This is a genomic window from Herbiconiux aconitum, from assembly GCF_024979235.1.
GTDB classification, from domain to species: domain Bacteria; phylum Actinomycetota; class Actinomycetes; order Actinomycetales; family Microbacteriaceae; genus Herbiconiux; species Herbiconiux aconitum.
Genome location: NZ_JANLCM010000002.1, coordinates 676050 through 700936, shown reverse-complemented (window position 1 = coordinate 700936; position 24887 = coordinate 676050). Strand labels below are relative to the sequence as shown.

Genomic DNA, 24887 nt, shown 5'->3' with positions numbered 1-24887 from the left:
CGAACCTCCCGACAGAAAGGGCACCGTGCCCGTCATCCGCATCGCCGGCGTCGACAGCGACAGCCTCGACAAAGCCCGCCTCGAGCATCCTGAGCTCTCCGACTACGCCGACCTGACCGACGTGGCGCTCCGTCGCATTCTTGAGCCGGCGGGCGGACTGTATCTGGCCGAATCGAGCAAGGTGATCGAGCGGGCGGTGGCGGCCGGACATCGGCCGCGCTCGGTGCTGCTGCAGGAGAAATGGCTGCCCGACCTCGCATGGGTGGCCGAGCGCTTCCCCGAGGTTCCGGTGTTCGTGGCGAGCGACGAGCAGCTCGAGCGGCTCACCGGATTTCAGATGCACCGTGGCGCCCTCGCATCGATGCACCGCCCCGCGCTGCCCGACCCGCGCGAATTGCTGGCCGGGGCGCGCACGGTCGTCGTGCTCGAAGACATCGTCGACCACACCAACGTGGGTGCCGCCTTCCGTTCAGCGGCGGGTCTCGGAGCCGACGCGGTGCTGATCAGTCCGCGCTGCGCCGATCCGCTCTACCGGCGGAGCGTGCGCGTGAGCATGGGCACCGTGCTGCAGGTGCCGTGGACACGCATCGGTGAGTGGAAGGATGCCGCGCCGATGCTGCACGAGGCCGGCTTCACGATCGCGGCGCTCGCCCTCGGCGAAGACTCGGTGTCGTTGCCGGAGTTCGCGGCCGCGCTTCCGGAGCGGGTCGCGATCGTGCTCGGAACCGAGGGCGACGGACTCAGCCGTCGCGCCCTGGCGGCAGCCGACGTGCGCGTGGAGATCCCGATGCTGCACGGGGTCGACTCGCTGAACGTGGCGTCGGCGAGCGCGGTCGCGCTCTATGCCGTGAGGTTCATGTCGCAACGCTGACCCCTGCACTATGCTCTCCCTACCGAACCAAGGGAGGTGCGCCATGAGTGAGAAGACCGCCATTCCAGCCGAAACACCGGCTCGCTCCTCTGGCAAAGGCCTGGCCGCCGGAACTCTCGGCCTGTTCGGATCGACCGTCATCGGCCTGGCCTCCACTGCGCCGGTCTACTCGCTCGCCGCCACGATCGGATTCGTGGTGCTGGCCGTCGGCGCGCAGGCGCCGATCGCGATGATCCTCGCCTTCATCCCGATGCTGCTCACCGCGTTCGCCTACCGTGAACTCAACCGTGCCGTGCCCGACTGCGGCACCTCCTTCACCTGGGCCACGAAAGCCTTCGGTCCCTGGGTGGGCTGGATGGGCGGCTGGGGTCTCGCGGTGGCCGGCATCGTCGTGCTCGCGAACCTCGCGCAGATCGGCAGCAAGTACCTCTGGCTCCTCACCGACAATCCCGACCTCTACGACAACGTTCCGCTGGTCACTGCCACCGGGGTGGTCTTCATCGCCGTGATGACGTTCGTGAGCGTGCGTGGCCTGGAGCTCGGGGAGCGGCTGCAGAACGTCCTGCTCGGCATCCAGTACCTCGCGCTGGCTCTCTTCGTCGGCATCGCCCTCTGGAACGTCTTCGCCGGCACCGCGCCCGAGGGTTCGACGCTGCCGCAAGCCGACTGGTTCAACCCCTTCGCCTTCACCTCCCTGTCGGGCTTCACCGAGGCCATCCTGCTCTGCCTGTTCATCTACTGGGGCTGGGACACCTGTCTCGCGCTGAACGAGGAGACGAAGGATCCGAAGCACACACCCGGGCGCGCGGCGGTGCTCTCCACCGTCATCCTGGTTGTCACCTACGTCTCGGTCACCGTCGCCGCCATGGCCTACGCCGGCCTCGGCACCTCCGGCATGGGGCTCGGCAACGAGAACAACGCCGAAGACGTGTTCCTCGCCCTGAAAGAAGCCATCTTCGGGCCCTTCGCGTGGTTGCTGGTGATCGCCGTCTGCGTCTCCGCGATCTCGTCGACCCAGACCACGATCCTGCCGACCGCACGCGGCACACTCGCCATGGCCACCTACAAGGCGCTGCCGGCCGCGTTCGGCCGGGTGCACCCGAAGTTCCGCACGCCGCGGTTCGCCACGATCTTCATGAGCGTCGTCGCCATCGCCTTCTACATCGGCATGACCCTGGTGAGCGAGAACATCCTCTCCGACACCATCCTCTCGCTCGGCCTCGCGATCGCGTTCTACTACGCCATCACGGCCTACGCCTGCGTTTGGTACTTCAAGCGCGAGATCTTCACCAGCGCCCGCAACTTCTTCTTCAAGGGCCTGTTCCCGCTGCTGGGCGGCCTGATGCTCACGGCAGCCTTCATCAAGTCGGCCATCGACATGTACAACCCCGACTACGGGTACACGGTCATCTGGGGCATCGGTGGAGTGTTCGTGGTCGGCGTCGGCGCATTGGCGGTGGGCGTGGTGCTGATGGTGGTGTGGTTCTTCTTCCCGGCGTCGAAGCCGTTCTACCGTGGCGAGAGCCTCAACCGCGACACCGCCGTGATGGTGCCCGAAGACGAGCCGGTGCTCCTGCGCTCGGTCGACGGCGGTCTGATGTAGCGCCATCGGCCAATAGGATGGCCGGGTGAGTCCTAGCCGTGCGCAATACCGGCGGCGGCGGATCGTGGTGGGCTCCCTCCTGGTGATCGTCGCCCTGCTGGGCACCTACGTTCCTGTGGCGATGCTGTCGCCCGTTCCCGCGGCGACAGCGGTGATCCCGGATGCCGCCCCCGTGTCATCGACGGCCGTCACGCTCGCCACACCCGGGGTGGGGGCGAGCGCGATCGGGCTCGCGGCCGGCGACGCCGGCGCCGACGCCGTCACGACCCTCGGCACGAGCGGAACGGCCGATCCGGTGCCCATCGCGAGCATCACGAAATCGGTCACCGCTCTCGTGGTGCTCGACGCGAAGCCCATCCCCGAGGGCGGCGACGGCCCCGAACTGACGATGACGGATGCCGACGCCGCCATTCTGCAGGCGACCATCGCGGAGGGCGGCTCGTGGGCATCCGTCTACCCCGGTCAGGTACTGACGGAGCGCCAGGTGCTCGAGATCATGATGCTCGAATCGGCCAACAACTACAGCGTCACCCTCACGAACTGGGCCTTCGGATCGACCGAGGCCTACCTCGCGGCGGCCGCCACGTGGCTGGCCGACCATGGGCTCAGTGGAACCACGGTGGTCGACACGTCGGGGCTCGACCCGGGCAGTCGCAGCAGCACCCGCGATCTGCTGTCGATCGCGTCGATGGTGCTCGCCGACCCGGTGCTCGGGGGCATCGTGGGCACCGCGAGCGATCAGCTGCCGCAGCTCGGCGAGATCGAGAACACGAACACACTGATCGGCACCGATGGCATCGACGGCGTGAAGACGGGAACCACCGACGAGGCGGGCTTCTGCCTGCTGTTCTCCGCCGACGTCGCGGCCGGCGACGAGACGGTGCAGCTCGTCGGAGTGGTGCTCGGAGCGGCCGGCGAGGATGAGTTGCACGCTGCCGTTCTGGCTCTGCTGCAGAGCGCGCGGAGCGGCTTCCAGACGCTGTCGCTCGTGACCGCCGGAGACGTCATCGGCAGCTACTCCACCCCCTGGGGAACGACGGCCGACATCGTCGCCGGCGGCTCCCTCAGCGAGATCGTGTGGTCACAGGTCGACGCCACGCGCCAGGTGGAGGCTCAGCAGCTCTCGAACGGCGCTTCCGGAACCGAGGTCGGCACGGCCCGCTACACGGTGACGGGCACGACGCTCGGCGGCGGGGAGCTCACGGTGCCGCTCACCCTGGCGGGCGAGCTCGACGGACCTGACGCGTGGTGGCGGCTCACGCATCCGTTCCGCTGACGCACGAAGCCGAGCTCACTCGTCTTTCGCCACGTCCATGGGCTGGGGGGTGGGGCGCTTGGGCGCGACACCGTCACCGCTCGAGCGGTGCGTGATGCGGCGGATCACCCAGGGCACCAGGTGCATCCGCGCCCAGACCAGGTCTTCGGCGCGCGCGTGGCGCCAGCCGGTGCGGGGGAGCGGCTCCGGCTCGCCCGGCACCAGATTGTTGTCGACGTTCAGGGCTTCGAGCACGCGCCGGGCGACCTCGTGGTGGCCGAGCGGGTTGAGGTGCAGACGGTCGTCGGCCCACATCCGCGGGTTCTGGATGGCCTTGAGGCCCCACTGGTCGACCACGATGCAGTCGTAGCGATCGGCGATCACCCGCAGATTCTCGTTGTAGATGGCGACCTTGCCGCGGATGCCGCGGAACACCGGCGTGAAGTTCGTGTCGACCCCGGTGAAGATCGCCACGGTCGCGTCGTCGTGCCGCAGCCGCCGGATGCCCACTTCGAATCGAGCCGCGATGTCGTCGGGATCGGTGCCCGGACGGATGACGTCGTTGCCCCCCGCGGAGATCGTGATGAGGTCGGGTTGCAGCGAGAGCGCCGGCTCGATCTGCTCGTCCATGATCTGCTGCAGGAGCCGGCCTCGGATGGCCAGGTTGGCGTAGGAGAACTCCCCATCGGCCGTCATCGCGAGCGTCTCCGCCACGCGATCGGCCCAGCCGCGGTAGCCGCCGGGGCTCTCCGGCTCGGGGTCGCCGATGCCTTCGGTGAACGAATCGCCGAGGGCGACATACCGTCGCCAGGGATGAGGCTGAGTCATCTGCGAGATGCTCCTTTCGAACCGTCTTCCAGAGTAGGCGGTACGACCGACGGTGTCAGCGGCACGGGGTATCCTCGAACATCGTGACCAACCTGCCGCTGTTCGAACCCGCTCCGGGAACGAGTGCAGCAGGCCACCTCCCGCCCTCCTTTCCGGGCCGCGCACCGTGGGGTACCGCCGGCCGCCTCCGCGCCTGGCAAGAAGAGGCGCTCACGGCCTACTTCGAACACGAGCCCCGCGATTTCCTCGCCGCCGCGACACCGGGCGCCGGCAAGACCACCTTCGCCCTGCGCCTCGCCTCGGAGCTGCTGCACCGGCGCACCGTCGACCGCGTGATCGTGGTCGCGCCCACCGAGCATCTGAAGCGGCAGTGGGCGGATGCGGCCGACCGCGCGGGCGTGCGCCTCAACCCCGGATTCAAGAACAGCGAATCCCGTTTCGGGCGGCACTTCCACGGAGTGGCGCTCACCTATGCGCAAGTGGCGGCCCGGCCGGCGCTGCACCGCGAACTCACCCAGGGTGCGAACACGCTGGTCATCCTCGACGAGGTGCACCACGGCGGCGACGCGCTGAGCTGGGGCGAGGCCGTGCGCGAGGCGTTCGAGCCCGCCATCCGCCGGCTGTCTCTCACGGGAACGCCGTTCCGCTCCGACACCTCGCCCATCCCGTTCGTGGAATATGCGCCCGACGAGCACGGCATCCGGGTCTCCCGCAGCGATTACAGCTATGGCTACGGCCGCGCGCTCAAAGACGGCGTGGTGCGCCCCGTGCTCTTCATGGTCTATGCCGGGCACATGCGCTGGCGCACCAAGGCGGGCGACGAGATGGAGGCGCGGCTCGGCGAGGGCAACACCAAAGACATCACCTCGCAGGCCTGGCGCACGGCGCTCGATCCGAACGGGGAGTGGATTCCGCAGGTGCTCGGCGCCGCCGACAAACGGCTCACCGAGGTGCGCCAGGCGATCCCGGATGCGGGAGGCCTGGTGATCGCCACCGACCAGACCGTGGCACGGGCCTACGCCGCGATCCTCGAGTCGATCTCCGGCGAGTCCGTGACGGTCGTGCTCTCCGACGAGAAAGAGGCCTCCGACCGCATCCAGCAGTTCTCGGAGTCGTCGAAGCGTTGGATGGTGGCAGTGCGGATGGTGTCGGAAGGCGTCGACGTGCCGCGGCTCGCGGTCGGCGTCTACGCGACGAGCGCCTCCACCCCGCTGTTCTTCGCCCAGGCGGTGGGCCGCTTCGTGCGGGCACGCCGACGCGGCGAGACGGCCTCGATCTTTCTGCCCAATGTGCCCTCGCTCATGGCGCTGGCGGCCCAGCTGGAGCTGGAGCGCGACCACGCGCTCGACCGTCGCGACGACGGCTCCGACCCCGAGGGCGACTTCTACAACCCCGAAGACGCCATGATGGCCGAGGCCAACCGCGATTCCAAGGCCTCCGAGCGGTTGACGGACGAGTTCGCCTTCCAGGCCATCAGTTCGGGAGCGACCTTCGATCGTGTGGTCTACGACGGCGGCGAGTTCGGGTTCGAAGCGGTGGTGGGCAGCGAAGAGGAGCTCGACTTCCTGGGGCTGCCGGGCATCCTGGAGCCGGAGCAGGTGAAAGACCTGTTGCAGCACCGCCAGGCCCGCCAGCAGAAGCACGCCAAGACCAACAAGGCGGCGACCCCGGCGGCCGACGACGGGGGAGTGCCCGCCCCCCTTTACCGCACTCTGAAGGAGCAGCGGTCTCTTCTGAACAGCCTGGTCGGCCTCTGGTCGAAGACGGCGAACGAGCCGCACGGTCTCATCCACGCCGAGCTCCGGCGCATCTGCGGCGGCCCGGCCGTCGCGCAGGCGAGCGTCACCCAGCTTCAGGCCCGCATCGTCACCGTGCGTAAGTGGATGTCCGCCGGGCACTGAGCGGTCGCGAGCGGGCGCCCGGGAACAAGGGGCGAAAAGCTCGCGTGATTTGCGCTTTCACCGTGCCACTATGGCTGCATGACGACTGAGACAGCGCCGCCTCCAGGAGTTCCGACGAAGAAGGAGCGCACCTTCTTCGGGCAACCCTTCGCCCTCGTGCACATCTTCGGCGTGGAGATGTGGGAGCGGTTCTCGTTCTACGGCATGCAGGGCATCCTGCTGCTCTACATGTTCTACACGGTCGCCGAGGGCGGTCTCGGCATCCCGAAACCGGTTGCGGTGGGCATCGTGGGGGCGTACGGCGGGTCGGTGTATCTCGCCACCATCCTCGGCGCGTGGCTCGCCGACCGTTTGCTCGGCTCCGAGCGCACCCTGTTCTACTCGGCCATCGTCGTCATGGCCGGGCACATCGCGCTCTCGCTCATCCCGGGCATCCCCGGGCTGGCAGCCGGTCTCATCCTGATCGCCCTCGGATCCGGCGGGGTGAAGGCCAACGCCACCTCGGTCGTGGGCACGCTCTACACCGAGAAAGATCCGAGACGCGACGCCGGGTTCTCCATCTTCTACCTCGGCATCAACCTGGGAGCGTTCCTGGGGCCGCTGCTCACCGGACTCCTGCAGACCTCCTTCGGCTTCCACGTGGGGTTCGCCGTGGCGGCGGTCGGGATGGCCATCGGCCTGACCCAGTACTCCTTCGGACGTCGTTCGCTGCCGCCCGAAGCGAAGGCCGTGCCGAACCCGCTGCCCCGCAACCACCGGCTCATCATGGTGGGTGTCGCGGTCGGGGCGGTGGTGCTGATCGTCGTGGCCGTGCTCATCGGTGTGCTGAACGCCGACAATCTCGCCGCCGCCGTCGCGATCATCACCCTCGCGGCCTCGATCGCGTACTTCGTGATCATCCTCTCGAGCAAGCGCATCAGCGGAACCGAGCGGAGCCGGGTGTTCTCCTTCATCCCCATGTTCATCACGAGCGTCGCGTTCTGGGCCCTCTACCAGCAGCAGTTCACCGTCGTGACCCTGTACGCCAACGATCGCCTGAACCTCAACCTGTTCGGCTGGGAGATGCCGGTGGCGTGGGTGCAGTCGATCAACCCGATCTTCATCATCATCCTCTCCGGGGTCTTCGCGGCGATCTGGACGAAATGGGGCGCGAAGCAGCCCGCCACGCCGTACAAGTTCGCCGCGGCCGCGATCGTCATGGGTCTCGCCTTCCTGCTGTTCATCCCCTTCTCGGGCACCGGGGCGCACGGCACACCGCTCATCGCGCTGGTCGGCATCCTGTTCGTCTTCACCATCGCCGAGCTGCTGCTCTCGCCGGTCGGGCTGTCGCTCTCGACCAAACTCGCGCCGAAGGTGTTCCAGACGCAGATGGTGGCCCTGTTCTTCCTCTCCATCGCCCTCGGAACGGCCCTGTCGGGCATCCTCGCCGCCTTCTACAACGAGAACGACGAGGTGCCCTACTTCGGCATCTCAGGGCTCGTGGCGATCGGTGTGGGCGCTGCCCTGATCGCGGCCGCACCGTGGGTGCGAAAGATGATGCAGGGGGTGAGGTGAGGATGCTCGGCTCACTCGACGAGGTGGTCTTCGACTGCGCGGAGCCGGCCGCCCTGGTGCGCTTCTGGCAGCAGGTGCTGGGTGGGTCGGCGCCGACCGACCGCAGCCCCGATTGGTCGTACTTCGACAGCCCCACAGGGCTCCGTATCGCCTTTCAGCGTGTGCCGGAGGGCAAGAACGCGAAAAACAGGGTGCACCTCGACGTCGCCGTCGACGACGTGCCGGAGGCGACGGATGCCGCCGAGCGCCTCGGAGCGGCACGACAAGGGCCGGTGCACAGCGATGCGGTGGGCACCTTCCAGGTGCTCCTCGACCCCGAGGGCAACGAGTGGTGCGTCGTGAAGGCTGGGTAGCTGTGCTGGTTGCCTCGGGCGCCGTGCTTCGCGCGGCGTCCTCGGGCGGCGCCGGTCCCTGCCCGGCGCCGCGCGACATGTTCCGGTGAGGTCGCTTCGCGGCCTCGCCGTCACCCTGGGTCGTCGAGTAGGGCCTGTTGCGTGCCGTGCCGTGCGCTCGTGTGCGAAACGACGGAGTTTCGGGCCCCACACCGGCAACTACGGAGCGTCCGCCCGCAGTGCCGCGCCGCCTCCGTCGTTTCGTTCTCGTTTCCCAAGTCGTGGGGCACGAGACCGCAGGCCGCGGGCCGCGCTCGACGACCCAGGGTGAGGCCGAGGCCGGAGGGTCCGACCGCAGGCCGGGCCCTCCGACCTCGGCCGAACATGTCGCCTCGCGCCGCAGAAGCGGCGGCGCGAGCAATAAGGGCCCGCCCAGCCGAAGGCCGGGCGAGCCCGAAGAACGCGGCGCGGTACCCCTACGCCCCGCCGAACCGTTCCGTGCGCACCGTCAGCGGGTCGGCTCCCGTCGCCACCAGGGTGTCGGCTGCCAATTCGACGAAGCGGGTGGGCCCGCAGATGTACGTGGAGACCGTGCCGCCGTCGGCCGGAGCGGTGCTCGCCGCCCACGACGTCACCCGCGCGCCATCCAGGCGGCCGACGGTGCCCGTCCAGCCCTGGGGGGCGTGCCGGGTGTACTGGATCGTCACCTCGGCGTCGGCGGCCGCCGCCAGCGCATCGAGTTCGTCACGGAAGTAGACGTAGTCGGGGGAGCGCACCGAGTAGAGCAGGTGGGCCGGTGCGGTGCTCTTGGCCTCGGCGTGGGTGCGCAGCATCGAGACGAGTGGGGCGATGCCCGAACCGCCGCCGATCAGCCGAAGCGGCTCGGGCTGTGTCGGCTTCCAGACGAACCAGCCGCCGAGCGGCCCGATCACCTCGAGCTGGTCACCCACGCTCACACCTCTCACGAGGTACGGCGAGACCTCCCCGTCGGGCATCAGCTCGATGCTCACCGACGCGAACTCGGCACCCGCTGCCGACGACAGGGAGTACGACCGAGCGGCCTGATAGCCGTCGGGTGAGGTCAACCGGATGTCGATGTGCTGGCCGGCGAGAGCCCCGGTCCAGCCGGGAATGCGCAGCATGATCGTGCGCGCCGTGGGTGTCTCCTCACGAACGCCGACCACGTCGGCGATTGCCCATTTCATCGGGTTCAGTATCGGGCGTCAGGAGTCGTAGTAATAGCGTTGTTCCTTCCACGGGTCGCCATAGGCGTGGTAGCCGTTGACCTCCCAGAAACCGAGCTCATCGGTCTCGTGCATGGTGAGGCCGGTGACCCATTTCGCGCTCTTCCAGAAATACAGGTGCGGCACGAGCAGTCGTGCCGGGCCGCCGTGCTCGGGGTCGAGGGGTTCGCCGTCGAACTCGAACGCGACCCAGGCCTTGCCTTCCAGCAGGTCTTCAAGCGGAACGTTGGTGGTGTAGCCGCCGTAGGAATGCGCCATCGTGAAGTCCGCATCCGTCTCGATCTCGGCGAACAGGGTGTCGAGCGAGACCCCCCGCCACTTCGTGTCGAACTTCGACCAGCGGGTGACGCAGTGGATGTCGGTGTCGACGTTCTCGATCGGCAGCGCCATGAACTCGTCCCACGACCAGCGCTTCACGTCGCCCGACTCGTTGGTGATCGAGAACTCCCACTCTCCCTCATGGATGTTGGGAGTCGGGCCGGCGGAGAGCACCGGGAAATCTTTCGTCTCGTATTGCCCAGGTGGCAGATGAGGGTCTGCCTCACGCCTTTTCCCGAAGAATCCGGGGGTCACGATGCCCATGGTGCTCTCCTCCCGTTGGTGCGATAAGACTACGCCTGAGGCTTGTCGGCGAGGTCGTGGATGAGCGTCTTCTCGTCCTCTTCGCTCAGCGAGGTCTTGATGACCGTGCCGTTGAAGGGGGCGATGGCCGCCGCGAACTTGTCTTCGGTGAGTTTCACCGTGTAGATCACCACGGCCGACTTGCCGGCGGTGACCGACTCCTTGACCTGGGCGCGGAACTCGCTGTTGAGGCCCGTCTTGTCGATGCCGGCGAACAGGGCGCCGATGAGACCGCCGAACACGAGACCGAAGAACGGCACGAAGAACAGGATGCCGATGAGCGTTCCGAACAGCGCACCCCCGGCCGCCCCGAGGCCGATGTTGCCGGCCGCTCCGGGGTGCTCCACATGGGTTTTGCCCTGTTCGTCGACCTTCACCAGAGCGAGGCCGGAGAGCTGCACGATCAGGTCGCCCTGGAGCTCCTGCACCTTCTCGTAGGCGCCTTCGGCGTCTTTTTCGTTGTCAAAGGCGATGACGATCAAATCGGCCATGAGTGTGTGAAACCTTTCTCCGTTTTTTACGAGCGTAGAGGATGCGGGTTAACGAAAAAAAGACCTGGCGTCATGCCAGGCCTTCTTTTCGTTCACTGTCTCAACCAGTGTGTCCGAGGGGGGACTTGAACCCCCACGCCCTATACGGGCACTAGCACCTCAAGCTAGCGCGTCTGCCATTTCCGCCACCCGGACTGGTGCCGGTGATTGATTGCTCAACCAGCCAAGGAAAGACAATAGCACGGATGCGCACCCGGCAAATCCACCGGTGCGGCTCCCGCGGAACGGTAGCGTGAGGGGTATGACGTCCACTCCTCCGAGCGCCGAACCCGACCTGACGACACGCATCGCGCGCGACCTCATCCGGTTCGACACCTCGAATTTCGGAGAGGGCCGGTCGAACGGCGAAACCGAGGCCGCCGAGTACCTCGCGGCCCACCTCGAGCGACTGGGTTTGACCGTGCAATCCTTCGATGCGGCTCCCGGCCGCACGAGCATCGTGACCCGTGTGGAGGGCCGCGACCATTCCAAACCGGCACTCGTCGTGCACGGCCACACGGATGTCGTGCCGGCCATTGCGGAGGACTGGTCGGTCGACCCGTTCGGCGGCGTGATCGCCGACGGCATGCTCTGGGGTCGGGGCGCCGTCGACATGAAGAACATGGATGCGATGATCGTCTCCGCGCTCGACCGCATCCTCTCGTCGGGTCGGCAGCCCGAACGCGACCTCGTGGTGGCCTTCTTCGCCGACGAGGAGAACGGGGGAGTCTTCGGCTCCCATCACCTCGTCACCGAGCATCCGGAGCTCTTCGCCGGTGCCACCGAGGCGATCAGCGAAGTGGGTGGCTACTCCATCGACCTCGACGGCAAGCGTGCCTACCTGGTGCAGACCGGCGAGAAAGCGCTGATCTGGTTGAAGCTCGTTGCGCGCGGAACCGCCGGCCACGGCTCGCAGATCAACCGCGACAACGCCGTCACGCGGTTGGCCCGTGCGGTGGCCGCGATCGGCGCCCGGGAGTGGCCGATGCACCTCACAGCCACCACGCGGCAGCTGCTCGACCGCGTCGCGGAACTGCTCGGCAAGGACGCGCAATTGCTGAGCCCCGACGAGATCGCGCTCGCGACGGGCACCACCTCGCGGTTCATCACGGCGACCCTCCGCACCACCACGAATCCCACGGGGCTCACCGCCGGCTACAAGCACAACGTCATCCCCGACCGCGCGGAGGCGATGATCGACGTGCGGGTGCTGCCGGGCGAGGAGGATGCGGTGCTCGAAGAGATCCGCGCGATCGTGGGCGACGACATCGAGATCGTGATCTCGCACCGCGACATCGGACTGGAGACCACCTTCGACGGCGAGCTCGTCGACGCCATGGTCGCGTCGCTGCAACGACACGACCCGGGCGCCGAGGTGCTGCCGTATCTGCTCTCCGGAGGCACCGACAACAAAGCACTGAGTCTGCTCGGCATCCGTGGATTCGGGTTCGCCCCGCTGCAGCTGCCGCCCACCCTCGACTTTCCCGCCATGTTCCACGGCGTTGACGAGCGCGTGCCGCTCGACGCGCTAGGGTTTGGCTCAGACGTTCTGACCGACCTGCTGCTGCGGTACTGACACCGCGCCGCAGAACGGCCGCATTGCGACCACGTGGTCGCGACCGGCGCGCGGGATGCGAGTCCGCATCCGCGCACGATCACTCCAAAAGGGAGACATGGACTTTCTCAACGCCGTCATCCTCGGATTCGTCCAGGGCCTGACCGAGTTCCTGCCGATCTCGTCGAGCGCGCACCTGCGCATCGTGGGGGAATTGCTCCCCGGTGCGAAAGACCCGGGTGCTGCGTTCACCGCCATCACTCAACTCGGAACCGAGACCGCTGTGGTCGTGTTCTTCTGGCGCGACATCGTGCGGATCGTCTCCCGCTGGGCCAAATCGCTGGCGGGTCGCGTTCCCCGCAACGATCCGGATGCGCGGATGGGCTGGCTGATCATCATCGGCTCCATCCCGATCGTGATCCTCGGCGTGCTGTTCCAAGACGACATCGAGACGACGTTCCGCTCGCTCTGGATCGTGGCGACGACGTTGATCGTCTTCGGCATCCTGCTCGGCATCGCCGACTACGTGGGAGCGAAACGGCGGCGGTTGAAAGACCTCACGGTGCCGCACGGCATCATCTTCGGCTTCGCCCAGGCGCTCGCACTCATCCCCGGCGTGTCCCGCTCGGGCGGCACGATCACGGCCGGCCTCTTCATGGGCTACGAGCGCCGCGCCGCTGCGCGCTACTCGTTCTTGCTCGCGATTCCCGCGGTGTTCGGGAGTGGCCTGTTCCAGGTGGCGAAGAGCCTCGGTGGCAGTGAGACCGTGTCGGGCGGGTTCGGCCCTCTCGAGACGCTGGTGGCGACGGTCATCGCGTTCATCGTCGGCCTCGTGGTGATCGCGTTCTTCATGAGCTACATCTCCAAGCGCAGCTTCTTGCCCTTCGTCATCTATAGGATCGCGCTCGGCGGCGTGCTGATCGTGCTGCTCTCGACGGGCGTCATCGCGGCCTAGGCGGCTACACGGATTCCTTCAGGGAACGCAACTAAGCTTGACCGGTGCATTCCTGGCCCCGTCCCGACATCCCCGAGCTCCCCGGGCGCGGTGAAGCGCCGCGCATCCACGACGATTCGAGCGGCCGTTTCCTCGACTCCACCGTCACGGGCGCCGGCGGCGCCGCGACACTCTACGTCTGCGGCATCACGCCCTACGACGCCACGCACATCGGGCACGCGGCCACCTACTTGGCTTTCGACACCCTGATCCGCTCCTGGATCGACGCGGGTCTGGACGTCTCGTACACGCAGAACATCACCGACGTCGACGACCCGCTGCTCGAACGTGCGACCGCCACCGGCGTCGATTGGAGAGAGCTCGCCGCGAGCCAGATCGAGTTGTTCCGCACCGACATGGCGGCGCTCGGCGTGCGGCCACCGGATGCCTACGTCGGCGTCACCGAGACCATCGACGACATCGCACGCGCCGTCGACGAACTGCGCGCCGCGGGTATCGCCTACACCGTGCCGACTCCGGATGCGGTCGACGCGTCGGCCTCGGACTGGTACTTCGACATCGCGGCGGCCGAGCGGTCGACGCCCTGGGTGCTCGGTTCGGAGAGCGGCCTCGACCGCGAGACGATGAGCCGCCTCTTCGCGGAACGCGGGGGAGACCCGGCCCGCCCCGGTAAGCGCGACCCCCTCGATCCGCTGCTCTGGCGCGTCGAGCGCGCCGGCGAACCCGCTTGGCAGACGTCTCATGCCGAGATCCGCCGCGGGCGACCCGGCTGGCACATCGAGTGCTCCGTCATCGCCCGCGAGACCCTGGGCGACACGATCTGCGTGCAGGGCGGGGGAGGAGACCTCGTCTTCCCGCACCACGAGTTCAGCGCCGCACACGCCACGGCCCTCACCGGTCAGCGCTTCGCGCGGGTCAACGCCCACGGCGGTCTGGTGGCCTTCGACGGCGAGAAGATGAGCAAGTCGCTCGGCAATCTCGTGCTCGTCTCACAGCTGCGGGAAGCGGGTGTCGAACCGGCCGCCATCCGCCTGGCCATCCTCTCGCACTGCTACCGCGACGACTGGGAGTGGCACCGCGGCGACGAGCTGCGGGCTGCCGAGCGCCTGGCGGGCTGGCGTGCATCCACCGTCCGTCCGCTCGTCGACGACGAATTCGACGAGGGCCTCGACGCGGATGACGCGCTGCTACTCCTGGAGCGCGTGCGCCTGCGCCTGCACGACGACCTCGACACCCCCGGCGCCCTCGACGAGTTCGACGCCTGGTACGCAGTGCCGCACTCGGCGGCGTCGAACGCGCTGGCGGCTCGCATGTTGGATGCGCTTTTGGGGATTCGGCTGTAGGTACCGGCTGTTGCGGGGGCCGGGGAACTGGGTACCGCGCCGCATTCTTCGGGCTCGCCCGGCCTTCGGCTGGGCGAGCCCTTATTGCTCGCGCCGCCGCTTCTGTACCGCCTCGCCACTGCCCGCGCTGAGCTGCCCTGCCGGGTAGCTCGGCGCTCATTTCTCGCGCCGCCGCTTCTGCGGCGCGAGGCGACATGTTCGGCTGAGGTCGCTGACGCGGCCTCGGCCTCACCCTGGGTCATCCGGGAGCGGCCCGCGGCCTGCGGTCTCGCGCCCCACGACTTGGGAAACGAGAACGAGAACGAGAACGAAACGACGGAGGGGGCGCGGAACTGCGGGCGGAGCCTCCGTCGTTTCCGGTGTGGGCCCCGAAACTCCGTCGTTTCGCACACGAGCGCACGGCACGCCACGCAACAGGCCCTACTCGACGACCCAGGGTGAGCGCGCGGCCGCGTCAGCGACCGCACGCGAGCATGTCGCGCGGCGCCGGGCAAGGACCGGCGACGCCCGAGGACGCCGCGCGAAGCACGGCGCCCGAGGCAACCAACTCAGTCGCGACGCCAGGGCTCGTCGGGCCGACCATCGCCGCCGGCGCGACCGTCGCCGCGCTTGCGGAGGTAGCGCTCGAACTCCTGAGCGATGGCCTCGCCGCTCGCCTCGGGCGAGTCGACGGTGTCGCGCGCCTGCTCGAGCTGCTGGATGTACGCCGCCATGTCTTCGTCTTCGCCCGCCAACGCGTCGATGCCCGATTCCCAGGCGCTCGACTCCTCGACGAGTTCACCCCGGTCGATCTGCACGTCGATGAGCTCTTCGATCTTGTCGATCAGGGCCAGAGTGGCCTTCGGGGAGGGCGCGTTGTGCACGTAGTGCGGCACGGATGCCCAGATCGAGATGGCGGGGATGCCCGCGTTCTCGGCGGCGTCGGCGATGACGCTGAGGATGCCCACCGGTCCTTCGTAGGAGCTGCGCTCGATGTCGAGCTCACTGCGCACCAGTGGGTTCTCGCTGGTGGCGAAGACCGAGATGGGCCGGGTGTGCGGCACGTCGGCGAGCATCGCCCCGAGCAGCAGCACCCCGCTGATGTCTTCGGCGACTGCCGCCGACATGATCTCGGCCGTGAACTTCTTCCAGTTGCGGGAGGGCTCGGAGCCGATCAGGAGATAGACGTGCGAGTCGTCGTCGGCATCGACGGATGAGCCCGGCGTCGCCGTCGCCTCCGTGTCGACGGCGCCATCGGGCCCGTACACGGTCGCGCCCGGCCAGGTGAGCACGCGCCGGCCTTCGTCGTCGGCCGAGACCGTCGGCCGGTTGAACTGGAAGTCGAAGTACTCCTCGGTGTCGACCTCGCTGATCGGAACCACCTCGAGTTGCTCCTTGAGCACCCGGAGCGCACCGGTGGCCGCTTCGCCGGCGTCGTTCCAGCCTTCGAACGCGACCAGCAGCAGCCGTCCGCGGAGGAATCCGTTGTCTGTCACCGTGATGGGTACCTCACTGCCTTCCGAGACGTCCGCACGGTGCGGGTGCCGTCAGTCAAGGATAGGCGTTCCACCGAGAGGTGAGGAAAAGTGAGGCCGGATCGCGACGCCGTAGACTTGTCGCCCGTGACCGAATCCGCACCTGCCTTGCCCGCCGCAGTCCTCTGGGACATGGACGGCACCATCGTCGACACCGAGCCGTATTGGATGCGCGCTCAGGAAGAGCTGGTGGAATCCTACGGCGGCACCTGGACGCATGAGGCCGCGATGACCCTGGTGGGCTCGGGGCTCGACCGCAGTGCTCGCATCATGCAGGAGTTCGGCGTCGAGATGCCGGCCGATGAGATCATCCAGCTCCTCTCCACCAAAGTGATGGAGCAGATCAGCGAGCACGTGCCCTGGCGGCCCGGAGCGCTCGAGCTGCTCACCGCCCTGCACGAGCGCGGAGTGCCGCAGGCGCTCGTGACCATGTCGATCGGCCGGATGGCCCGTCACGTGGCCGGTTTCGTGCCCGCTGACGTCTTCGCGACGGTCGTGTCGGCCGATGTCGTGACGCAGAGCAAGCCGCATCCGGAGGCCTACCTCACTGCCGCCCAGACGCTCGGCGTCGACATCGCGCACACCGTCGCGATCGAGGATTCGGTGACCGGCGTCACCTCCGCCGTCGCCTCGGGGGCGGCCGTGATCGGAGTGCAGCACTTGCTGAACCTCGACGACTCGGGTGCGGACCGGGTGTGGAACACCCTCGAGGGCGTGACGCCCGACGACCTGGCGACCGTGCTCGCCGAGGTGCGCAGCGACGCGGGCCAGAGCGCATGACCGCGCAATACAGCGGCCCGTTCCGTGAAGGCGACCGGGTGCAGCTCACCGGCCCCAAGGGCAAGCTCAACAGCATCACCCTCGAATCGGGCAAGGTCTTCCACACGCACCGCGGCTTCATCGACCACGACGCCCTGATCGGCCTGCCCGACGGCTCGGTCGTGAAGAACTCCGTCGGCGTGGAGCACCTGGCGCTCCGCCCGCTGCTGACCGACTTCGTGATGTCGATGCCTCGCGGCGCCGCCATCATCTACCCGAAGGATGCCGCGCAGATCCTCGCTCAGGCCGACATCTTCCCGGGAGCCACGGTCGTGGAAGCCGGCGTCGGATCGGGCGCGCTCTCGCTCTGGCTGCTCCGGGCGATCGGTCCTGAGGGCCATCTGTCGAGTTTCGAACGGCGGGACGAGTTCGCCGACGTGGCACGCGCCAACGTCGCCGCCTACTTCGGGCGCGACCCCGAGTCGTGGACCGTGACCGTCGGCGACCTCGTCGAAGCGTTGCCGGCCACGCATCCGGATCACACCGTCGACCGCGTGGTGCTCGACATGCTCGCGCCCTGGGAATGCGTCGACGCCGTCGCAGCTGCACTCAAGCCCGGCGGCGTGGTGCTCTGCTACGTCGCGACCGTGACCCAGCTCTCGCGGGTGGTCGAGGCCATCCGCGAATCGGATGTCTTCACCAACCCGATCCCGAGTGAGACCATGGTGCGCGGCTGGCACGTCGAAGGACTCGCCGTGCGGCCCGACCACCGGATGATCGGCCACACCGGCTTTCTCGTGACGGCGAGGCGGCTCGCGCCCGGAGCGATCCTGCCCGAACTGAAGCGTCGCGCCTCGAAGAGCGACTTCTCCGAAGACGACGTCGAGGCCTGGACCCCGGGCGCACTGGGGGAGCGCGGCATCAGCGCGAAGAGCCTCCGCAAGCGCGTGCGGGCCGCTACGGCCACCGCCGATGCCGCAAAGGCCCGCGAAGAGCGGGAGTCGGGCGGAATCCAGCTTCCCGACGATGAAATAGGATAGTTTCGCTCACCGGGCCGACGGCTCGTCGAATGCAGGAAATGAGGATCCGTGCGCAAGTCTCTCGCGCTCATTCTGTCGGCAGGGCTTCTGCTGTCGCTCGCCGCGTGCAGCGGCTCGCCCGCAGCTCCCGACTGTTCGACGGCCACGCCGCCCGGTGACTCGAGCGAGGCCATCACGGCCACCGGCAAGCTGGGCGCAGACCCTGCGGCCAGCTTCCCGTTCCCGCTGGTCGCGCAGAACGCGGAGCGCTCGGTGCTCATCCCCGGCTCCGGCGAGCTGGTCGGCCCCGGCAGCACCGTGGTGGTCGACTACTCCGTCTACGACGGCGAGACCGGAGCCGCCGCCGGCGCCCCGCAGTCCACTGCGCTGGTGCTCGCCGACTCGCTGCCCGAGGGCCTCCGCAACGGTCTGCTCTGCACCAGCGCCGGAGAGCGCGTCGCGATCGTGCTCCCGAACGACCAGGCGACCACGATCTTCAGCGGCGCCACCGGCTCGGTGGTGATGGTGTTCGACATCACCTCGACTTTCCCGCGCACCGCGACCGGAGCCGACCAGCCGGCGCAGGCCGGATTCCCCAGCGTCGTGCACGACTCGACCGGGCGGCCCGGCATCACGATCGTCTCGGGTGACACACCCACCGAGGCCAAGTCGGCTCTGCTGAAGAAGGGTGGCGGCCCGGTGGTCGCCGAGGGCGACTCGATCATCGTGCAGTCGCTGGCCGTCTCCTACGCCACGCCCGACAAGGTGGCGTCATCGACCTGGGAAGACGGTTCGCCGCTGCTCTGGGAGATGACCGAGACTCCGGCCGCGGGCTCGACGTCGACCACACCGGCCGGCATCACGCCGTTCCTGGTGGGTCAGACGGTCGGCTCCGAGGTGCTCGTGGTGCTTCCGGATGCGGCGGGTGGCACGGCCACGGCCTACGTCGTCGACATCCTGGGCGTCCTGCCGACCGCTTCAGGGAACTGATGCGGCGGCGGAGAGTCTGCGGCACCCCGCGCACGAACTAGAATTCTTGCGTGTCGCCGCAGAAGCAATCGCCCGCGCCTGTCCCGGTCGAGGAGAGGCTGTTCAGTCTGGTACTGGCGCTTCTCGCGACCGAGTCGGGGCTGACGAAGAACGAAATCCTCTCCACGGTGCAGGGTTATCGTCAGCGTTACGACGCCTACGGCGACAACGGCTCGCTCGAGCGCCAGTTCGAACGCGACAAAGACGACATCCGCGAGCTCGGAGTTCCGCTCGAGACCATCGAGTCACCGGGAGACCCGGGCAACAATCAGTCGTCGCGCTATCGCATTCCCCGCACGGCATACGAGCTGCCGGCCGACATCGCGTTCTCGGCGGCCGAGACGACCTTGTTGAACCTCGCCGCGATGGCCTGGCGGGAGGGATCCCTGTCCCGGGAGTCGCAGCGCGCTCTGTTGAAGCTGCGGTCGATCGGTGTGGACACCAGTGATCCGGTGCTCGGCTACGCGCCGCGCATCCGCACGCGCGACGCTGCTTTCGACCCGCTCTCGGATGCGCTCTCCCGGCGCGTCACGGCGTCGTTCTCCTACCTCAAACCCGGCGACCCCGGTGCGCGCCAGCGCACGGTGACCCCGCTCGCGCTCGTGCAGCACCAGGGCCGCTGGCACCTCAAGGCGATCGACCGAGGGTCGGGCGAACAGCGTACCTTCCTGCTCTCACGCATCACCGGCGCGGTGAAGCTCGGCCGGCAGAGCGTCGATGTGCCGCCCGGCAACTATGCCGCCTCGGCGCTCGAGGAGCTCGACGAGATCTGGGAGGCGAACGTGGCCGAGCTCGAGGTCGAACCGGGCACCGACGCCGAGGTACGGCTGTCCCGCCGTCGTGGCGCCGAATCAGGCGACCAGGGCCGCGTGCTGCTGCACTTCACCGATGTCAATCTGCTGGCCGACGAACTGGCGGGCTTCGGGCCCGAAGTGCGCGTGGTCGGCCCGGCGCGGCTGGTCGACGCGGTGGTCTCGCGGCTCGAAGCCACCGCGCGGGCTCATGCCGTGCCCGCGGGGGCGGGCGACTGATGGCCACTCCTCGTTCCGGCCAGCCCCTGGCCTACGCACAAGACAAGCTGACCTTCCTCCTCGCACTCGTTCCCTATCTGATCGACAACGGACGGGTGTCGGTGGCGGATGCCGCGACGCACTTCCAGGTCTCGGAGAAGCAGATCCGCGACGCGGTCTCGCTCATCGCCGTCTCGGGAGTGCCGGGCGACACGATGCAGTACCAGCACGGCGACCTTTTCGACATCTCCTGGGACGACTTCGACGAGCGCGACGAGATCGTGATCACCCACATGGTGGCGCTCGACGACTCACCCCGATTCTCGGCCCGCGAGGCCGCCGCGCTGATCGCGGGGCTGCAGTACCTCCAGTCGCTGCCCGAGAACGTCGACAGCGGTGTCTACTCCTCGTTGATGGACAAGCTGGCGCGCGGCGCCTCCGAGAGCCCCAGCCAGGTCGCGGTCGCGTCATCCGACGCCGCCGGATCCCTCGCCGAGGTGCGGGATGCTCTCGGCCGCCGGGTGCAGATCGAGTTCGACTACCTCACCTCCCGCGGTTCGCGGGAGCGGCGGAGGGTCGACCCGCTGCGCATCGACTCCGACAACGAGGACTGGTACCTCCGCGCCTGGGACCACCTGCGCGAGGCCGTGCGCACCTTCCGTCTCGACCGGATGACGGGCATCCGAGTCACCGACGAACCGGTCTCCGACCCGCACGACGACGTACGCCTCGGCGACAGCCTGTTCCAGGGGGCGGCCGACGACCTCATCGTCACCATCGAACTCGATCCTTCGGCGCTCTCCCTGCTCGGCGAGTTCGTCTCGAGTGTCGAGACGCGGGCACCGGATGCCGCGGCCGACGCCTCCGGACGGGTGCGCGCCCGCATCCGCGTCGCCCACATCCACAGCCTGAAGCGCCTGGTCACGGCGATGTCGTCGGCCGTGACGATCGTCGACCCGCCGGAGGCCCGCGCTGCCGTGGTGGGATGGGCGGAAGCGGCTCTCGCGCGGTACCGCGACGCCCCCTCCGGATAGCTCGGTAGGCTGTGCCCATGGCGTGGTGGGCGTGGCTGATCATCTGGGTGGTTCTGGGGCTCGGATTCTTCGGCATGCTCGCGTGGCTCGGCTACCGCCTGTTCCGCAAAGGCGTCGCGGTGATGCACGCGCTCGAGGAGCTCTCCGACAAGGTGGCGCGGCTCAACGAGAACGTCGAGGAGTTGGCCCCGGAGGAGCCGACCGATCGCGCGATCCTGCTCGGCTACGTCGAGACCGTACGGCGGCGCGAACTCCATCTGGAGCGCAAAGCCGAATTGAAGCAGGCACGCAGAGAAGCCCGGATCAAACGCGGTAAACTGCTGGTGAATCCCGAAACGATTCCGACGATAAGGAAGTGGACCAATGCTCGGTAACCTCAACGGGTGGCACCTGGTCATCATCCTCGTCGTCATCCTGCTGTTGTTCGGGGCGACCCGTCTGCCCGCGCTCTCGAAGAGCCTCGGCCAGTCGATGCGCATCTTCCGCAGCGAGACGAAGGCCATGAAGGAGGAGAACGCCGACCAGGCCACCCCTCCGGTCGAGACGACCCCTCCAGCTGCTCCGGCTGCACCCGCTGCACCGCCGGCCTCCGGCACGGCGCCCTCTGAGGCGACGATCGCTCCGGAGACGAAGTCCGAACCGAAGTCGTAGGGTCGGTGGCCGTCAAGTCTTCCCGGCGGCGCTCCCGTGACGGCCGGATGTCACTCGGCGCCCACCTCGTCGAGCTGCGCAACCGGCTGTTCATCTCAGCGCTGGCCATCGTGCTCGGCATGGTGGTCGGGTTCATCCTCTCCGACTTCATCCTCTCCGCGCTGACCCAGCCGATCGCCGATCTGGCCGCGCAGCAGGGCCGCGAAGCCAGCCTCAACTTCACCGACGTCTCCTCGGCGTTCGATCTGCGCATCCAGATCGCCTTCACGGTCGGCGTCGTGCTCTCCTCGCCCGTGTGGCTCTACCAGGTGTTCGCGTTCGTGATGCCGGGTCTGAAGAAGAAGGAGAAGGGGTATGCCCTCGGCTTCGTGTGCGCCGCCGTTCCGCTCTTCCTGGCCGGCTGCGTCGCCGGGTGGTTCGTGCTGCCGCACATGGTGACACTGCTCACCGGGTTCGCGCCCGAGGGCACGACCGCGCTGCTCACCGCGCGCTCCTACTACGACTTCGTGCTGAAGCTCGTGCTCGCGATCGGCATCGCGTTCGTGCTGCCGGTGTTCCTCGTCATCCTCAACTTCGCGGGCGTGCTGAGCGCTGTCGCCATCCTGAAGTCCTGGCGCATCGCCATCCTCGCCATCACCCTGTTCACGGCCATCGCCACCCCGGCCGCCGACGTGATGTCGATGTTCCTGCTCGCCATCCCGATGCTGCTGCTCTACTTCACCGCCGCGGGGATCGCCTGGTTGCACGACCGCCGCAAGCGCCGTGCGATCGAGAAGCTCGACATCGAGTTGGCCGTCTGATGGCCGCCGCGGGAGAGACGAGCGACGTGCTGAGTCCGGCGCAGCGGTTCGCAGCGAGCCGCACCCGTGCGGGGCATCCGCAGGTCGCGCAGTTCCGGAGCGGGCTGGCGTTCGATCTCGACCCGTTCCAGATCGAGGCGGCAGGGGCCCTCGAAGACGGCCGCAGTGTGCTCGTCGCCGCTCCGACCGGCGCCGGCAAGACCGTCGTGGCCGAGTTCGCCGTGCATTTGGCGATGCAATCGGTGCGCGACAAGGTGTTCTACACGGCGCCGATGAAGGCGCTCTCGAATCAGAAGTTCCAGGAGTTCGTGGCCGAGTACGGTCCCGACGAGGTGGGGCTGCTCACCGGCGACACCAACATCAATGCTGACGCCCGCATCGTGGTGATGACCACCGAAGTGCTGCGCAACATGCTCTACGCCGATTCCGGACTGCTCACGAATCTGCGTTTCGTGGTGATGGACGAGGTGCACTACCTGGCCGACCGCTTCCGTGGTGCCGTCTGGGAAGAGGTGATCATCCACCTTCCACAGACCGTGAAACTCGTCTCCCTCTCGGCGACGGTCTCGAATGCGGAGGAGTTCGGTGACTGGCTGCAGGCCGTGCGCGGCGACACCGAGGTGATCGTCTCCGAAGAGCGACCCGTGCCCCTCGATCAGCACGCCCTCGTGAAGACGAAGCTGATCGATCTCTTCGACTCGACCGGGCGCGCAGCGACCAACCGGGTCAATCCCGAACTCGCCCAGTTGGTGCGTGGCGGCGCCTCGCTGGCGTCGGCTCGTCAGGGCGGCGGTCGCCGCGGCGGCGGCGGCGGACGTGGCCGCGGCGGCGGCTACCGCCCGCACGGCCAGGGTTTCGAACGGATGGATCGGCCCGACGTGGTCGCCCTGCTCGACGAGCATCGGCTGCTGCCGGCCATCTTCTTCGTGTTCAGCAGGATCGGATGCGACCAGGCCGTCAAGCAGGTGTTGCGCGGGGGAGTGCGCCTCACCACCGCGGAGGAACGCGAGGAGATCCGTCGCATCGTCGACGAGCGTTGCCGCACCCTGCTCGACGAAGATCTCGCGGTGCTCGGCTACTGGGAATGGACCGAGGGGCTGATGCGAGGTGTCGCCGCCCACCACGCCGGAATGCTGCCCGCCTTCAAGGAGGTGGTGGAGGAGCTGTTCCAGAAGAAGCTGGTGAAGGTGGTCTTCGCCACCGAGACGCTCGCCCTCGGCATCAACATGCCCGCCCGCACCGTCGTGCTCGAGAAGCTCGAGAAGTTCAACGGCGAGGCGCGGGTGTCCATCACGGCGGGGGAGTACACCCAACTCACGGGCCGTGCGGGCCGTCGCGGCATCGACGTAGAGGGGCACTCGGTCATCCAGTGGCGCGAGGGCCTCGACCCGCAGGAGGTGGCCTCGCTCGCCTCGCGGCGCACCTATCCGCTGAACTCCAGCTTCCGGCCCACCTACAACATGGCCGTGAACCTGATCGACCAGTTCGGCCGGCCGCGCACCCGCGAGATCCTCGAGTCGTCGTTCGCGCAGTTCCAAGCCGACCGAGCGGTCGTCGACCTGGCCCGCAAGGTGCGGCAGCAGGAGGAGTCGCTGGCCGGCTACGAGAAGTCGATGACCTGCCACCTCGGCGACTTCAAGGAGTACGCGCGCATCCGTCGCGAACTCACCGACCTCGAACGGGCCGGCGCGGGGCGCTCAGCCACGGCATCGCGGGGCGAGCGGGAGAAGCGGCAGCGGCGCATCGAGTCGCTGCGTAAACAGCTGCGTTCGCATCCGGTGCACGGCTGCAAAGACCGCGAGGCGCACGCCCGCTGGGCCGAGCGCTGGTTCACCCTCAAGAAGGAGACGGATCGCCTCACCCAGCAGATCCAGACCCGCACCAACGTCATCGCCAAGGTCTTCGATCGCGTCACCGACGTGCTGCTCGGCCTCGGCTACCTCGCCATCGACGACGAAGGTGCGACGGTGCTCACCCAGCACGGCCACACCCTGAAGCGCATCTACGGCGAACGCGATCTGCTGGTGGCCGAGTGCATCCGCCGCCAGGTCTGGCGCGACCTCGACCCGGCGTCGCTGGCCGCCATCGCGTGCGCTCTGGTGTACGAACCGCGGCGCGACGAGAGCGAGGCGGCCGAACGGTTCCTGCCGCGCGGCGCCTTCCGTGTGGCTCTCGACAAGACGCAGACGCTCTGGGCCCAGATCGACGACATCGAGCGCGAACACAAGCTGCCCGGCAGCGATCCGGTGGCCACGGGTCTCTCCACGGCGATGCACAAGTGGGCGCGCGGCGGCACCCTCGACGACGTGCTGAACGAGGCCGACATGGCCGCCGGCGACTTCGTGCGCTGGTCGAAGCAGACCATCGACCTGCTCGACCAGCTGCAGGGAACCTCGGATGCTCACCTCTCGTCGACGGCGCGCTCGGCCATCGATGCGGTGCGTCGCGGCATCGTCGCTTACTCCTCGGTGGCGTGAGA

General features: G+C 68.1%; 23 protein-coding genes and 1 tRNA gene. 18 read left to right on the top strand and 6 right to left on the bottom strand.

The window, feature by feature from the left end:
* Positions 1-34: 34 nt before the first annotated feature.
* The 3 genes from N1027_RS14845 to N1027_RS14835 are packed head-to-tail and all read left to right on the top strand — an operon-like array spanning position 35 to position 3750.
* Positions 35-871 (top strand): TrmH family RNA methyltransferase, encoded by an 837-nt coding sequence (locus N1027_RS14845; RefSeq protein ID WP_372499777.1) that lies wholly within the window; start codon positions 35-37, stop codon positions 869-871.
* A gap of 43 nt (positions 872-914) precedes the next feature.
* The gene (locus tag N1027_RS14840) at positions 915-2474 is read left to right on the top strand and encodes an APC family permease (protein ID WP_259508906.1); all 1560 of its coding nucleotides are present in this window, start codon (positions 915-917) and stop codon (positions 2472-2474) included.
* A gap of 25 nt (positions 2475-2499) precedes the next feature.
* A complete protein-coding gene (locus tag N1027_RS14835) occupies positions 2500-3750 on the top strand; it encodes a D-alanyl-D-alanine carboxypeptidase family protein (RefSeq protein ID WP_259508905.1) in 1251 nt (416 codons plus the stop codon).
* A gap of 15 nt (positions 3751-3765) precedes the next feature.
* Here N1027_RS14835 and N1027_RS14830 read toward each other — a convergent pair whose 3' ends face one another.
* On the bottom strand, positions 3766-4557 hold the full coding sequence (locus N1027_RS14830) for an SGNH/GDSL hydrolase family protein (protein WP_259508904.1): 792 nt from the start codon (positions 4555-4557) through the stop codon (positions 3766-3768).
* An 83-nt stretch (positions 4558-4640) separates the two neighbouring features.
* On the opposite strand from N1027_RS14830, the gene N1027_RS14825 reads away from it, so the two are divergent.
* The 3 genes from N1027_RS14825 (at position 4641) to N1027_RS14815 (ending at position 8365) form a co-directional block, all read left to right on the top strand.
* The gene (locus tag N1027_RS14825; protein WP_259508903.1) at positions 4641-6458 is read left to right on the top strand and encodes a DEAD/DEAH box helicase; all 1818 of its coding nucleotides are present in this window, start codon (positions 4641-4643) and stop codon (positions 6456-6458) included.
* Positions 6459-6536: 78 nt separating this feature from the next.
* Entirely contained in the window at positions 6537-8012 is a 1476-nt protein-coding gene (locus tag N1027_RS14820) for a peptide MFS transporter (protein ID WP_259508902.1), read from the top strand.
* Positions 8013-8014: 2 nt separating this feature from the next.
* Entirely contained in the window at positions 8015-8365 is a 351-nt protein-coding gene (locus N1027_RS14815; RefSeq protein ID WP_259508901.1) for a VOC family protein, read from the top strand.
* Positions 8366-8820: 455 nt separating this feature from the next.
* Here the strand turns inward: N1027_RS14815 and N1027_RS14810 are convergent, their stop codons facing one another.
* The 4 genes from N1027_RS14810 to N1027_RS14795 form a co-directional block, all read right to left on the bottom strand.
* Positions 8821-9549: an FAD-binding oxidoreductase gene (locus N1027_RS14810; RefSeq protein ID WP_259508900.1), complete on the bottom strand. Its 729-nt coding sequence runs from the start codon at positions 9547-9549 to the stop codon at positions 8821-8823.
* Between the two features lie 18 nt (positions 9550-9567).
* Positions 9568-10170 carry a sulfite oxidase-like oxidoreductase gene (locus N1027_RS14805; RefSeq protein WP_259508899.1) on the bottom strand — a complete coding sequence of 201 codons (603 nt, stop codon included), beginning with the start codon at positions 10168-10170 and terminating at the stop codon, positions 9568-9570.
* 29 nt (positions 10171-10199) lie between these two features.
* Entirely contained in the window at positions 10200-10700 is a 501-nt protein-coding gene (locus N1027_RS14800) for a DUF1269 domain-containing protein (RefSeq protein ID WP_259508898.1), read from the bottom strand.
* Positions 10701-10810: 110 nt separating this feature from the next.
* Positions 10811-10895 (bottom strand) — tRNA-Leu (locus N1027_RS14795).
* Between the two features lie 106 nt (positions 10896-11001).
* On the opposite strand from N1027_RS14795, the gene N1027_RS14790 reads away from it, so the two are divergent.
* The 3 genes from N1027_RS14790 (at position 11002) to mshC (ending at position 14592) form a co-directional block, all read left to right on the top strand.
* A complete protein-coding gene (locus N1027_RS14790; protein WP_259508897.1) occupies positions 11002-12315 on the top strand; it encodes a M20/M25/M40 family metallo-hydrolase in 1314 nt (437 codons plus the stop codon).
* 97 nt (positions 12316-12412) lie between these two features.
* Complete coding sequence (locus N1027_RS14785) at positions 12413-13249, top strand: undecaprenyl-diphosphate phosphatase (RefSeq protein WP_259508896.1); 837 nt, start codon at positions 12413-12415, stop codon at positions 13247-13249.
* A 44-nt stretch (positions 13250-13293) separates the two neighbouring features.
* A complete protein-coding gene (gene mshC / locus N1027_RS14780; RefSeq protein WP_259508895.1) occupies positions 13294-14592 on the top strand; it encodes a cysteine--1-D-myo-inosityl 2-amino-2-deoxy-alpha-D-glucopyranoside ligase in 1299 nt (432 codons plus the stop codon).
* A gap of 548 nt (positions 14593-15140) precedes the next feature.
* Here the strand turns inward: mshC and N1027_RS14775 are convergent.
* A complete protein-coding gene (locus N1027_RS14775; protein ID WP_259508894.1) occupies positions 15141-16067 on the bottom strand; it encodes a proteasome assembly chaperone family protein in 927 nt (308 codons plus the stop codon).
* A 126-nt stretch (positions 16068-16193) separates the two neighbouring features.
* Here N1027_RS14775 and N1027_RS14770 point away from each other — a divergent pair, with 126 nt between their 5' ends.
* Genes N1027_RS14770 through N1027_RS14730 form a run of 9 tightly spaced genes read left to right on the top strand, consistent with a single transcriptional unit; the run spans position 16194 to position 24885 of the window.
* A complete protein-coding gene (locus N1027_RS14770; protein WP_259508893.1) occupies positions 16194-16886 on the top strand; it encodes an HAD family hydrolase in 693 nt (230 codons plus the stop codon).
* Positions 16883-17905: a tRNA (adenine-N1)-methyltransferase gene (locus tag N1027_RS14765; RefSeq protein ID WP_259508892.1), complete on the top strand. Its 1023-nt coding sequence runs from the start codon at positions 16883-16885 to the stop codon at positions 17903-17905. Before N1027_RS14770 ends, N1027_RS14765 begins: the two co-directional genes overlap by 4 nt.
* 48 nt (positions 17906-17953) lie before the next feature.
* On the top strand, positions 17954-18874 hold the full coding sequence (locus tag N1027_RS14760; protein ID WP_259508891.1) for an FKBP-type peptidyl-prolyl cis-trans isomerase: 921 nt from the start codon (positions 17954-17956) through the stop codon (positions 18872-18874).
* 50 nt (positions 18875-18924) lie between these two features.
* A complete protein-coding gene (locus tag N1027_RS14755) occupies positions 18925-19944 on the top strand; it encodes a helix-turn-helix transcriptional regulator (RefSeq protein WP_259508890.1) in 1020 nt (339 codons plus the stop codon).
* On the top strand, positions 19944-20957 hold the full coding sequence (locus N1027_RS14750; RefSeq protein WP_259508889.1) for a helix-turn-helix transcriptional regulator: 1014 nt from the start codon (positions 19944-19946) through the stop codon (positions 20955-20957). Before N1027_RS14755 ends, N1027_RS14750 begins: the two co-directional genes overlap by 1 nt.
* A gap of 17 nt (positions 20958-20974) precedes the next feature.
* On the top strand, positions 20975-21331 hold the full coding sequence (locus tag N1027_RS14745) for a hypothetical protein (protein ID WP_259508888.1): 357 nt from the start codon (positions 20975-20977) through the stop codon (positions 21329-21331).
* On the top strand, positions 21321-21608 hold the full coding sequence (tatA, locus tag N1027_RS14740; RefSeq protein ID WP_259508887.1) for a Sec-independent protein translocase subunit TatA: 288 nt from the start codon (positions 21321-21323) through the stop codon (positions 21606-21608). Before N1027_RS14745 ends, tatA begins: the two co-directional genes overlap by 11 nt.
* A gap of 47 nt (positions 21609-21655) precedes the next feature.
* Positions 21656-22408, top strand: a complete 753-nt coding sequence (gene tatC / locus N1027_RS14735) for a twin-arginine translocase subunit TatC (protein ID WP_259510415.1) — start codon at positions 21656-21658, stop codon at positions 22406-22408.
* Positions 22408-24885 carry a DEAD/DEAH box helicase gene (locus N1027_RS14730; RefSeq protein WP_259508886.1) on the top strand — a complete coding sequence of 826 codons (2478 nt, stop codon included), beginning with the start codon at positions 22408-22410 and terminating at the stop codon, positions 24883-24885. Before tatC ends, N1027_RS14730 begins: the two co-directional genes overlap by 1 nt.
* The last annotated feature ends 2 nt before the right edge of the window (positions 24886-24887 follow it).